This is a genomic window from Kocuria sp. TGY1127_2 (assembly GCF_013394385.1).
Classification (GTDB): domain Bacteria; phylum Actinomycetota; class Actinomycetes; order Actinomycetales; family Micrococcaceae; genus Rothia.
On sequence record NZ_AP022834.1, the window covers coordinates 1,466,747 to 1,478,918 of the forward strand.

At 58.5% G+C, this 12,172-nt stretch carries 13 protein-coding genes; 9 read left to right on the plus strand and 4 right to left on the minus strand.

From position 1 onward, the window contains the following. Positions 1 to 12: 12 nt before the first annotated feature. The 6 genes from sake_RS06650 to sake_RS06675 all read left to right on the plus strand — a co-directional run bounded on the left by sake_RS06650 (position 13) and on the right by sake_RS06675 (position 6,289). Entirely contained in the window at positions 13 to 384 is a 372-nt protein-coding gene (locus sake_RS06650) for a hypothetical protein (protein WP_129359652.1), read from the plus strand. Next, positions 374 to 664 carry a Sec-independent protein translocase subunit TatA gene (gene tatA / locus sake_RS06655; protein ID WP_178945660.1) on the plus strand — a complete coding sequence of 97 codons (291 nt, stop codon included), beginning with the start codon at positions 374 to 376 and terminating at the stop codon, positions 662 to 664. The genes sake_RS06650 and tatA overlap by 11 nt, the downstream gene beginning before the upstream one ends. Positions 665 to 762: 98 nt before the next feature. Then, positions 763 to 1,605, plus strand: a complete 843-nt coding sequence (gene tatC / locus sake_RS06660) for a twin-arginine translocase subunit TatC (RefSeq protein WP_238147604.1) — start codon at positions 763 to 765, stop codon at positions 1,603 to 1,605. 90 nt (positions 1,606 to 1,695) lie between these two features. Then, a complete protein-coding gene (locus sake_RS06665) occupies positions 1,696 to 4,545 on the plus strand; it encodes an RNA helicase (protein ID WP_178945661.1) in 2,850 nt (949 codons plus the stop codon). Continuing rightward, positions 4,542 to 5,399, plus strand: coding sequence for a hypothetical protein (locus tag sake_RS06670; protein ID WP_178945662.1), 858 nt, complete (start codon positions 4,542 to 4,544; stop codon positions 5,397 to 5,399). The genes sake_RS06665 and sake_RS06670 overlap by 4 nt, the downstream gene beginning before the upstream one ends. Positions 5,400 to 5,533: 134 nt before the next feature. Continuing rightward, on the plus strand, positions 5,534 to 6,289 hold the full coding sequence (locus sake_RS06675) for a polyprenol monophosphomannose synthase (RefSeq protein WP_129359648.1): 756 nt from the start codon (positions 5,534 to 5,536) through the stop codon (positions 6,287 to 6,289). A 106-nt stretch (positions 6,290 to 6,395) separates the two neighbouring features. On the opposite strand, the gene sake_RS06680 is transcribed toward sake_RS06675, so the two are convergent. The 3 genes from sake_RS06680 to sake_RS06690 all read right to left on the minus strand — a co-directional run bounded on the left by sake_RS06680 (position 6,396) and on the right by sake_RS06690 (position 8,689). Continuing rightward, positions 6,396 to 6,749, minus strand: coding sequence for an RNA polymerase-binding protein RbpA (locus sake_RS06680; RefSeq protein ID WP_129359647.1), 354 nt, complete (start codon positions 6,747 to 6,749; stop codon positions 6,396 to 6,398). A gap of 230 nt (positions 6,750 to 6,979) precedes the next feature. Continuing rightward, entirely contained in the window at positions 6,980 to 8,152 is a 1,173-nt protein-coding gene (locus sake_RS06685) for an SPFH domain-containing protein (RefSeq protein ID WP_129359646.1), read from the minus strand. A 42-nt stretch (positions 8,153 to 8,194) separates the two neighbouring features. Next, the gene (locus sake_RS06690) at positions 8,195 to 8,689 is read right to left on the minus strand and encodes an NfeD family protein (RefSeq protein WP_129359645.1); all 495 of its coding nucleotides are present in this window, start codon (positions 8,687 to 8,689) and stop codon (positions 8,195 to 8,197) included. Between the two features lie 161 nt (positions 8,690 to 8,850). On the opposite strand from sake_RS06690, the gene sake_RS06695 reads away from it, so the two are divergent. Further along, positions 8,851 to 9,270 carry a DUF3054 domain-containing protein gene (locus sake_RS06695; protein WP_238147603.1) on the plus strand — a complete coding sequence of 140 codons (420 nt, stop codon included), beginning with the start codon at positions 8,851 to 8,853 and terminating at the stop codon, positions 9,268 to 9,270. Positions 9,271 to 9,333: 63 nt separating this feature from the next. Here sake_RS06695 and trpD read toward each other — a convergent pair whose 3' ends face one another. After that, the gene (gene trpD / locus sake_RS06700; RefSeq protein ID WP_178945663.1) at positions 9,334 to 10,389 is read right to left on the minus strand and encodes an anthranilate phosphoribosyltransferase; all 1,056 of its coding nucleotides are present in this window, start codon (positions 10,387 to 10,389) and stop codon (positions 9,334 to 9,336) included. A 252-nt stretch (positions 10,390 to 10,641) separates the two neighbouring features. Between trpD and sake_RS06705 the strand changes: the two genes are divergently transcribed. Together sake_RS06705 and sake_RS06710 are read left to right on the plus strand one after the other, a co-directional pair. Then, positions 10,642 to 11,280: a heme-copper oxidase subunit III gene (locus tag sake_RS06705; RefSeq protein WP_129359643.1), complete on the plus strand. Its 639-nt coding sequence runs from the start codon at positions 10,642 to 10,644 to the stop codon at positions 11,278 to 11,280. A gap of 55 nt (positions 11,281 to 11,335) precedes the next feature. Beyond that, a complete protein-coding gene (locus tag sake_RS06710; protein WP_129359642.1) occupies positions 11,336 to 12,130 on the plus strand; it encodes a cytochrome c in 795 nt (264 codons plus the stop codon). The last annotated feature ends 42 nt before the right edge of the window (positions 12,131 to 12,172 follow it).

A 12,172-nucleotide genomic window follows, 5' to 3' on the forward strand; every position in this document is an offset into this window, starting at 1 on the left:
TATAATGAGATTATGCCTTGGTGGTTTTGGATACTTTTGTGGACGGTGCTCGTCTTGGTATCTGCGGCGATTCTGGCTTGGTTGGCCTGGCGAACCGTTCGACGGTTTTTCGGCGCTCTCAACGAGGTCGGCACACTCGGGGAAGATATGACCAATCGGTGGGATAAATCATCGAGTTCCGTGGCCACAGGCATCCGAAAGGCGCCGGTGCCGGGAATTCTCATCCCCATCCACCAAGCTCGCGAGGATTATCTTCGCGAACGCTCGACGCGACAACAACGCAAAGTCGCCCAGCGCATCGCGCGGCGTGACCGCCTCGGTCAGCCCCAGAACATCAGGGATCTGATACGAGGCGACAAGAAAGGAAGAACTCATGTTCGGTAGGCTCTTTGACCATCCTATTTATCTCTTGATCCTGCTGGTGATCATTCTGTTGCTCTTCGGTGCTCCGAAGCTTCCGGGCATGGCCCGCAGCCTCGGCCAGTCGATGAGGATCTTCAAGTCCGAGGTCAAGGAAATGAAGGACGACAAGGACGAGGCGTCCAACAAGAAACATGTTGTCAATGGTGAGGTCGTTGACAACGGCAACAGCAGCGGCTCGCACAGTGCCGATGGTGCGGCTGGGGATTCAGATGTCCGCGATCAGGGCAAGACAAAGAATTAGCCGCTGTTTCTTCGGCCGCCAGGGCCTGCCTGTGATGACTCGCAGGGCTGCCTTGGGCGGCCGGAATTTCTTGCTGACTCGAGGACACGGACCGAAGCATGGCAACTAAGTACAGCCGGAAAGGCAACCCACAGGCGCAGATGGCGTTGCGGGAGCACTTGAGAGAGTTCCGCAATCGGCTCATCAAGGCCGCCATAGCAACCGTGATCGGTGCTGTTGCCGGATTCTTTTTCTATTACCCGGTCATGGGCGCCATCACCAGCCCCATAGCCGATATTGCGCGTGATCACGGGCGGAATGCGACCATCAATTTCAATGGTGTCGCGTCAGCCTTCGACATCATGGTCCAGGTCTCGCTCGCCATCGGTTTGGTCCTGGCATCACCGGTATGGCTCTACCAGTTGTGGGCCTACATCATGCCGGCCCTGCACAAGAAGGAAAAACTCTACGCCGCGAGTTTCTTGTGCGTATCCGTGCCGCTTTTCCTCTTGGGCATCTGGATCGCTTGGCTGTGCATGCCGGCTGCCGTCAAGACCCTGACGGCATTCACCCCCGAGGGGGAATCCAACTTCATCGAGGCGAAAACGTACATTTCCTTCGTGGTGAAGCTGATCCTTTCCTTCGGTATTTCATTCGTCATCCCGGTCGCTCTGGTCGGCGTCAACATGATGGGGCTGATTCGTGGCCGTACCATCTTGAAGTCTTGGCGCTGGGTCGTGGTGATCGTTGCATTGCTGGCCGCAATGACCGCCCCCGGCACGGATGTCATGACGATGTTCTACCTCATGGCGCCCCTCCTCGTTCTCTTCTTCCTGGCCATTGCCATCTGCATGTACAACGACAAGCGGCGGGACAAGAAGCGCGCGAAATTGGCGGAAACATACAGCACCGAAGCCGACGAAGCCACTCGGAGCGACCAATTGGAAGGCTTGGGCCGATAAAACGTAGGGGCTCGTGGCCTCGTAATGGTCCGGTGCGGCGCAGAGCTGAATCGACAGTCTATGCTCAGCCGCGGCGGCTAGGCTGGTGTCATGCCCAGTTACGCCGATAAGTATCAAGCGGCTAAGGCCCGCAATCAGTATCTCAAGAGTCCTTTAGGGCTCTTCGAGAGCACGTTGGATTTCCCTCTCGACGAATTCCAACGGGAAGCCTGCGAAGTCCTTCAGGAAGGGGACGGCGTTCTGGTGGCCGCTCCGACGGGCGCAGGCAAAACCGTTGTCGGCGAATTCGCGGTGTTCTTGGCCCAGCGCCAAGGCAAGAAAGCGTTCTACACCACGCCGATTAAAGCCCTGTCTAACCAGAAATTCCACGACTTGGGGCGCATCTACGGTTCGGAGAACGTCGGTCTGTTGACGGGGGACATTTCCGTCAATTCCGAGGCACCGATCATGGTCATGACGACCGAGGTCTTGCGCAACATGTTGTATGCGCAATCCTCGACGCTGGACAAGCTCGGCTTCGTCGTCATGGATGAGGTGCACTACCTCGCCGATCGATTCCGCGGCGCTGTATGGGAAGAGGTCATGATTCACCTCCCCGAGTCGGTCGCCGTTGTGTCCTTGTCGGCGACCATCTCCAATGCCGAAGAATTCGGTCAGTGGCTGGACACCGTCCGCGGGTCTACCGAAGTGGTGGTTTCGGAACATCGGCCCGTACCCCTGTGGCAGCATGTTATGGCCGGGCACAGACTTTACGATCTCTTTGCGGACAACACGACGATCTCCAAGGCCGCGGACATAGTGCGCCGAAGCGGCACCGAGAAGATCAAGGTCAATTCAGAGCTCCTCAAGGCCACTTCTCGCCGTGGCGCTCCGCCTCGTCGCGGCCGACGGCCGGGAAAAGGGCAAGGAAAAGGGCGCTCCGGCTCGCCGGCCATGCGTCGCGCCCCTCGTCCCGTCGTCTTGCATTCGCTCGACGAAGACGGGCTCCTGCCAGCGATTTACTTCATCTTTTCCAGGGCCGCCTGCGACGACGCCGTTCTGCAGTGTATCGACGCGGATATCCGGCTGACCGATCAGCGGCAGGCGCAGCTGATCCGAGCCTATATCGCTGAAGCGACGGCAAAAGTCGATCTCAAGGACCTGAGGGTCCTAGGGTTTGACGACTGGCGCGAAGGCCTTTCGAGGGGCGTCGCTTCGCACCATGCGGGTATGCTTCCGCTCTTCAAGGAAATCGTGGAGCATTTGTTCACGCAGGGACTCGTCAAAGTCGTGTTCGCGACCGAGACGCTTGCGCTGGGCATCAATATGCCTGCACGAAGCGTCGTAATAGAAAAGCTCTCCAAGTTCAACGGCGAACAACACGTGGACATCACCCCCGGTGAATACACCCAGTTGACCGGCCGGGCCGGGCGGCGGGGGATCGACGTCGAAGGACATGCCGTTGTCCTGTGGAACGACGGAATGGACGCGAAGGCCATCGCCGGCCTGGCTTCTCGACGAACATATCCTCTCTACTCGAGCTTCAAGCCGACGTACAACATGTCGGTCAACCTTCTGGACCAGTTCGGCGCCGATCGGGCCATGAGCATTCTGGAATCATCGTTTGCCCAGTTCCAAGCGGACAAGTCGGTCGTGAGCCTCGCGTCGAAAGTGCGCAAGCAAGAGAAGGCCCTCGCCGGTTACGAAGAGTCCATGACATGCCACCTCGGGGACTACGTCGAATACGCCAACTTGAAGTACAAGTTGAATCAAACCGAAAAGCGGTACTCTCGGGATCGCAAACGGGTCAGCCGCTCCGCAGTCGAATCCACGATGCAGCTCTTGGTCCCGGGGGACGTTGTCGATATACCTCGTGGGCGAAACTCGGGACCGGCCGTGGTGGTGGGAAAGCCCCAAGGCGGCTTCGAGACACGAATCGGGGTTGTGACGACTTCCGCGCATTTGCGTGTGATCGGCCCGTCCGACTTTGATGGGCCCATTCAACCTGTTTCGAAGGTCAAGGTCCCTAAGCACTTCACGGGCCGGACTCCGCAGGACCGCCGTGATATGTCTGCTCGGATTCAATCTGCCCTGGACGAGGGAAAGCCTCCGCGAACCGTCAAGCCTCCGCGAACACCCGATTTCGAAGCCCCGAACCGAGAAAAGCAGGAAATCGGCGATCTGCGACGTGCTGTTGAATCTCATGCCTGTCATGGTTGCTCGGAAAGGGAAGACCACGCTCGCTGGTTCAATCGTTGGGTGAAGTTGAAGAAGGAGACCGATTCGCTGCGGCAGCAGATCGACTCGCGGACCAATACGATTGCAAAGAGGTTTGCCAATATCCTCGAGCTCTTGGCCGATTACGACTATGTGGCCCCCGACGCCGGAGGCGAACCTCGGCTCCTTCCCCGTGGCGAGTCGCTGCGAAAAATATATGGTGAGCGCGACTTACTGGTGTCCCTCGCGTTGAGAGACGGCTACTTCGAGGGGCTGGATCCGGCGGCGATGTGTGCGGCTGTCTCTCCTCTGGTGTTCTCTGGTAAGCGCGATGAAACCGTATTCCTAAGGACTTACCCGGCTGGTTTGGAAGACAAGGTGACAAGGCTGCACGGTGTGTGGACGGAGTTGACCGGACGTGAGCGACATCATCGTCTGCCGGAGACCCCTGTTCCCGATGTCGGCCTCATGTGGTCCATTTATCGGTGGGCGAGGGGCGAGTCTCTCTCGAAGAGCCTGGAGGGTTCGGGCCTTGTTGCGGGAGACTTCGTGCGAGCCACGAAGCAGGTGATCGACGCCTTGGACCAGCTGGGACACGCGGTTGACGATCCCATGTGGCGTACCGGATGCGAAGCAGCGATCAACTTGATCAAACGCGGGGTCATCATTCACGAATTGGACACGCCCGTGGGTACCGAGAACGACTCCTCGGGCATCGACTACGAAGAATCGGAAGAGGTATGAGAATCTCAACTCAGAATCGCGGTCAGGAGACCGTCATGTACCGGAACGGATCCGTGTACAGTCCTGCGGACCCGTTTGCGACGGCCGTGCTTGTCCAAGGCGACCGCGTGGTTTGGGTCGGTGAAGAGGCCGGTGCCGATTCCCTGACTGATAACAAGGTCACAACGGTGGATTTGGACGGGCTCGTCCTCGTACCCGGTTTTGTTGCTCGCGGTGGGGGAGATGCCCCCGCCGAGGACGAGACCAGGGCCTTGGTTTCTGCCGGCTACACCGCCTGTATTGTGGGCGAAGGAGACGAGAAGCCGGCTTTTCATTCATTTGCGGAAGACTTCGGCCATGACTTGCCGGCGGGGGTCGAAGTCCGCCGTGCCTCGGACACAAAATTTTCACATTCCGAGGCTGGTCTATTGGTCGAGGCGAGTCTCGAGGATCAAGGTTGGATCGACGTGATACGCGAAGAATTGCGCGCAGGCACAGCGGTCGGCCTCGTCCCTGCTGAAAAATCCACGCAAGAGGACCCGATTATCAACCCGTGGGCATGGGCTACCCAGGGGCTCCGGTTGCTCTCGGATGAGACAGGCCTGCCGACTCGGGCGACTTTCACAGCTCAGACGAGAGGTCTCAGGAGGCTTTTCCGCGTCGGCGGGCCCTTGGGCGGGCAGATCGTTCCGGATGCCAATGCCGACTTCGTGGGGTGGCGTGCAGAAGCTCTCATGGTTCAAACCGCGGATTCGCGAATAGCAGCGTGGAGCACCGATCCTCGTGCTCGTACTCCGTTGCTTCCAGAGCTCGCAGGGGAGAAGTACCCCCAGGCCGAAATCGCAAGGATTGGCACCCTGGAATACGGGTTGTAGGGGCGTCCGCCAAGTCACTGCCGCGCTCGAGAAATCCCGAAAGAGTTGGGATAGGGTAGCGCCGGTACTATTAAACCGATAAGCGTCATGAGGACAACCTGAGTGACTTCAAGATCTCCGCAGGAGCATTCACAGTGGAACTAAAGACCCTGACAGTGATACCCACGTACAACGAGCTCGAGGCTCTTCCCGTGGTGATCAAGCGACTGCGAGCCGCGCAACCGGAGGTACACGTCCTCATCGTGGACGACAACAGCCCGGACGGCACCGGAGATTTGGCCGACGGGCTGGCAGCGCAGGACAGCAAGATCCATGTGCTTCACCGCAAGGGCAAGGGCGGACTCGGAGCAGCGTATATTGCGGGATTCAAATGGGGCCTGGACCGCGATTACGAAGTCCTCGTCGAGATGGACGCGGATTCTTCGCACCAGCCGGAGCAATTGGGCCGGCTTCTCGAAGCGGTGGATAACGGCGCCGATCTGGCCATTGGATCCCGTTATGTACCCGGCGGCCAGACCATCAATTGGCCGTGGCATCGCCAGTTCCTGTCCCGGGGTGCAAATTTCTACGCGCAGACGATCCTCGGAACCAGTGTCAAGGACATCACGGCCGGATACAGAGCGTTTCGTCGGGGGACCCTTGAGCGCATTGATCTCGATACCATCGAGTCCGTCGGATACTGTTTCCAGATCGATTTGGGCTGGCGAACCGAGCTGGCCGGACTGACCATAACGGAAGTGCCAATCACGTTTGTCGAGCGTGAGCTGGGGGATTCCAAGATGGACTCGGGCGTCATCCTCGAGTCCATGTTCAAGGTTGCCCGCTGGGGTCTCGGGGCTCGCGCCAAGACCCTGAGCAATAAGGCACGGGCTTTAGGCTCAAACCTCTAGACCTAGGGAAGAGGCCAAAAAGGACCGGGGCAACACCTCACAAGGTGTTGCCCCGGTCCTTTTGCCTCGGGTCATCATTTCCCGACTCCGATAGGCGCGCTATCGACTAGCTTTCCTGCTCCGCCGGAAGCTCGTGGCGTTCCCGGTAGTACTCGATGCGCTTCTGGAGCGTTTCTTCCAGCTCTTCCATCGAGCGGCGTTCGAGGAGCATGTCCCAGTGCGTGCGAACAGGCTTTTCGTTGCCGACCTCAGGCTTGGATCCGTCCATGAGAACGGCTTCCTTGCCCGATTTGGCGGTCCAGGTGGACGGAATCTCGGCCTCGGCGGCGAAGGTCACGAAAACCTGTTCGCCGTCCTCGGTACGGTATTCGACGCGCTGACGCGGGGCGGGCTGGACACCCTGCTCGGATTCCATGGACTGCGAGCCGAGGCGCATGCCTCGAAGGCTACGGTCACTCATTGATTTATTCCTTCCCAGGTGAAAGCGCGGTCACGACACATGATTCAGCGCCAACGCACTCACAATTATTCCCACCTATGTTCTCATCCTCAGTAGCCGGACTCGAAATCCGTCACCGCCGTTGGCGAGACTCGTCGAAGCCTGAAGCCCACGGCGCCGCACCCACCCGGTTACGGTGTGCGTGCGGCGCCGCAAGAGTCAGGGAAGAGCCGCTAGGGGCTTGGTTCCTGCTACTTCTGACCGGGAATCCCGTAGGTGCGTCCGTTGTCGTTATTCTCACGCTCGGGTGATGGCTCATCTGCCTGCTCGGACAAATCCGAGTCAGGTTGAAGCGGTTCATCGGGATCGATGCTCGACGGAGGCATCTCGAATTCGTCGGGATCCACGCTGGTCTGATTGATATTGGGTTTGAGGTCCTCTTCAGTAACCTTCAGATCCGGCGTATCGACGATCGGGCCGTCATCGTCAGGAACATCCGGGGCGGGCTCTTCGTCCGCGGAATTCGGCGTGAATGGGTTCATGGGGTCGACACCTTGGCCGTCTCCAAAAGCCTTTCCGATTCCGCGCAATGCGTCACCGAGCTCGGTCGGCACGAACCACAGTTTGTTGGAATCGCCCTCGGCCAGTTTCGGCAGGGTTTGCAGATACTGATAGCTCAACAGCTTCTGCGTCGGATTTGCCTTGTGAATGGCGGAAAAGACCTTGTGGATGGCCTGAGCCTCGCCATCGGCACGCAAGATTGCCGCTTTCGCGTCGCCTTCGGCGGAAAGAATGGATGCCTGACGCTCGCCCTCGGCCGTGAGGATTGACGACTGCTTGGCGCCTTCCGCCGTAAGAATCGCCGCACGGCGATCACGTTCGGCGCGCATCTGCTTTTCCATCGAGTCCTGGATCGACAGGGGCGGCTGGATCTCCTTGATGTCCACGCGTGATACCCGCAGACCCCAGCGGCCGGTCGTGCTGTCCAGAACACCCCTGAGTTCGGCGTTGATCTGGTCTCGCGAGGTCAGAGCTTCCTCGAGATTCAGCCCGCCGACGACATTGCGCAACGTTGCGCTCGTCAGCTCATCGACGGCGTGAATGTAGTTGGTGATCTCGTAGGTCGCTGCCCGAGGATCCGTGACCTGGAAGTACACGACGGTATCGATACCTACGACGAGGTTGTCCTCAGTGATGACGGACTGCGAGGGGAACGAGACGACTTGTTCGCGCAAGTCAATGAGCGGAAGGACGCGGTCAATGAAGGGGACCACGAAATGCAGCCCGGGGTTCAGGGTGGTCTGGTACTTTCCGAGTCTTTCGACGATACCTGCCTTAGCCTGAGGGATGATGCGCACAGCCTTGAATAGCGCGATCACCACGAACAGGATCAGGAGTACCAGCACAACAATAAGTGCTGTCATTTTCTGCACCTTCCTTGGTGGTTCTTGGGTCGGATGGGCTTTCTAGGATTCTCGGTCGATACCGGGAGAGTCCGCTGCCTCGACCATGGCCGTGGCGCCAGCAATACTGCGTACAACGGCAAACGAGCCCGCGGGAATAGAACCCTCGTGGTTAACCATACGTGCTGTCCAATGGTCACCTTCGAGTCGAATCAGCCCCGAGGTATTGGAGATCGTCTCGAGAACCTCAACCCGCTGGCCCAGGAGCCGATCCACATTGCTCGAGCTCTGAGGCGCGTTGCGACCCAAACGTCGCACGATAATGGGCCTCACGACGAAGATCAGCAGAACAGATGCCACAGCGAATACGACGACTTGAATCGTCCAGCTGTGTGTTATCAAAGCCGTGATCGTTGCGGCGAGACTGCCGCCCGAAAGCATGAGGCAAAAGAAATCGAGAGACAGCATTTCGATCACTGCGAGCACGATGACGGCAATCAGCCACACCGCAAATGGATTTTCTGCGATCCAGGTCAGCACGAGTGAGATTCCTTCCATAGGTTGTATTCACCATGGTGCCCGCAAAGTTCTATAGGGCCAAGGAATCCACGGTCGGCTGAACATACATATAACGCCGATAATCTACATTATGTAAAGTAAACGACTTGGCCGCTGCCCCGTCGTGGATTGCATGGCCGCTCCTCGACTAGATTCGAAGCATGACTCAGAATGCCAGCGTCAATCGCAATAATGCCTCAAGCCACCCTCGCATGCACAAGGCCCCGGTGTGGCTGTTCCTCGTGGCCGATATCGTCCTCGTCGTTGTCTTTGCGGCCATTGGCAGAAGCTCTCACGGTGAGAACCTCTCAGGCACGTTCTCCACAGCCTGGCCGTTTCTCGCGGGTGCAGTCATTGGCTGGCTGATCGTCCGCGCTTGGCGAGCCCCTCAGGCGGTTTTCCCGACTGGTATTACGGTGTGGCTGGCCACGGTCATTGTGGGAATGGTCCTGAGGGCCATAGTCGGCGAAGGAACGCATTGGTCCTTTATCCTCGTTGCAACCATTGTCAACGCTGTATTTCTCATCGGCTACAGGTTGCTGGTGAAGCTTTTGACCAGAAGGGCGGCAACTCGCCACTAGGAGTCCAAGAATAAGAGAACTCCCCCAAAAAAAACTCACGTAACTTTAACCTTTACTTTAGGGTTAACCCATGAGGAATTCAATCCATTTGGTCAATACCTTCTGGGCACCCCCCGAGTCGATCGATTCCTGCGCACGACCTATTGCGTGATTAATTCGCTCGATCAGCGGTGAAGAAGTGTCGTCGGAGGCGGCCACCAGTCCGGCTGCGGCGTTCAGAACAACGGTGTCGCGAATTGGGCCGCCCTCCCCTGCTACAAGGCGGCGAATGACGTCTGCATTGAATTCCGGATCCTTGCCAGTGATGTCCGCGAGGGTGTTGGAAGGCAGGTTGATATCTGCGACTTCGATGACACTCTCTTCCAGTGTTCCGTCATGGGCCTCCCACATCTGAGTGGGTCCGATCAGACTGAGCTCATCCAAATTCAACGGGCCGGTGAAAACGAGGGCGTGATTTCCGCGACGTGCGAAGACGTCCGCCATGAGAGGCGCTATGCGGGCACTTGATACGCCGATCACCGAGGAAACCACGCGTGCAGGGTTGGCGAGGGGGCCCAGATAGTTGAAGACGGTAGGGACTCCTAGAGTCCGGCGAATCGGACCTATGTATCGCATGGCTGGGTGGTACGTGTTGGCGAAGAGGAATGAAATGCCCACTTCGCCCACTGAGGCCTCAACCCGGTCGGCTGGTGCGTCAAGAGGCAGGCCTAGTCGCTCGAGGGCGTCAGCAGACCCTGTCGAGGAGGACGAAGCCCGGTTTCCGTGTTTGACCACCTTGACCCCGGCCCCCGCCATGACCAACGAAGCCATCGTGGAGATGTTCACCGTGTTGTGCTGATCCCCTCCGGTGCCGACGATGTCCACCGCTTCGCGAGGGCCGCTGTATGGCTCTGCCATGTCGAGCATCTGCTCCGAGAGCCCGTGCAGCTCCTCGGCTGTCTCCCCCTTGGTGTGAAGACCCACCAGGAACGCAGCAACGTGAACCGGATCTGCGGCCCCGCTCATCATCTCCCGCATGGCCCATGCGGCCTCATCGTAATTCAGGTCTTCGTGACGCTCGATCGCGTTGATGAGGCTCTTCCAGGTGGGCTGATTCGTGGGGTCTTGGGTGTTGCTCATAGGGCAACCCTAAGCGATAAAACCCTCCCCCCTGTGACCCCTAGACCCGGAACCTGACTACAAGCTGTGAATAGCCTGGGGGGATAATTGTGGTGATCGTCCCACCATTACGTGACTTTAAAAGCCAAGAAGTCCTATCTGCCCTGGAAAACCGCGGATGAGCGGGGTTTTGTGGATCGTCTCGTGACACGCCGGGAGCCTCAGAGGGCGTTGCTGTTGGTTCGGCGAGAGTTTTACAGACATAATGTCTATGTGACAACTGCAACCCATACTCCCAGTAAGTCGGCACAACCGACGCTCAATCGTCCCAACATCGTGTCCGTAGGCACGGTGGTCTGGTTGGCGAGTGAGCTGATGTTCTTTGCCGGACTGTTCGCCATGTACTTCACCCTGCGCGCCACAGCGCCTGACGTGTGGGCGGAAAACACTCATCATCTCGAAGTGCCATTGGCTCTGGCGAACACAATTGTGCTCGTCCTGAGTTCAGTGACCTGCCAGTTCGGCGTATTCAAGGCCGAGCAGCTCAAGGCCCGCCGCACCGGCTCCATCTGGCAGGTCGGCAAATGGGGCATGACCGAGTGGTTCCTGCTGACCTTCGTCATGGGCGCTGTTTTCGTCAGCGTCCAGGCAATGGAGTACGCGACCCTCGTCTCAGAAGGCGTGTCCATCGCGGCGAGTGCCTACGGTTCAGCGTTCTACATCACGACGGGCTTCCACGCCCTGCACGTGACCGCTGGCCTGATTGCATTCCTGTTCATTATCGGACGCGCGTACGTCGCAAAACGATTCGGCCACTATGAGGCGACTTCTGCAATCGTGGTGTCTTACTACTGGCACTTCGTCGATGTCGTCTGGATTGTGCTGTTCATCGTTGTTTACTTCGTGAAGTAGACACGAGGATCGCCGGCCCACACATCAATCACACACAGACAAAGGAACTCTTGACGTGAAGGCACTTTCCCAGAAGCGGCGTCATCCGCTGGCGGCCATCATTCTTTTGGCTGTCGCCCTCGTCCTGACTGGCGGCCTCTATGCAGTTGCCTCCGCCACCAATCAGGCCAAGGCCGACTCCAATCAGAGCTATACGGCCGATGACATCGCCGCTGGACAGAAGCTGTTCCAGTCGAACTGCGCTACCTGTCACGGAACTAATGCCGAGGGAACCGAGAACGGACCCTCGTTGGTCGGCGTCGGCGCAGCCGCAGTCGACTTCCAGGTCGGCACCGGCCGTATGCCCATGCAGATGCAGGGGACTCAGGCTCAACTCAAGCCCGGCCAGTTCAACGAAGACCAGACCAAGCAGCTTTCTTCCTACGTCGCCTCGCTCGGCGCTGGCCCCGGTGTCCCCGATGAGGAGTCACTGGACACCAGCAAGGGTGATGCCGCGAATGGCGCCAAGGTGTTCCTCGCCAACTGTGCAATGTGCCACAACGCAGCCGGTTCGGGCGGTGCGTTGACGCGGGGCAAATTCGCCCCGACTCTCATGGGTGTTTCAGAGCAGCACATTTATGAGGCCATGGAGACCGGCCCGCAGAACATGCCTGTCTTCAACGATGCCAACATCACCCCCGATGAAAAGCGAGATGTCATCACCTATCTGAAGGCGCAGGACACCAACGGCTCCCCCGGTGGGTTGGCCCTTGGCTCCCTCGGACCGGTTTCAGAGGGGTTGTTCATCTGGACCATCGGCTTGGGCCTTGTCATCGGTTTCACCGTTTGGCTGACCTCGCGGTCCGCGTAAGCTCGCTCGAGCATCACACACCTACCAGCAGCTCGTACCAAG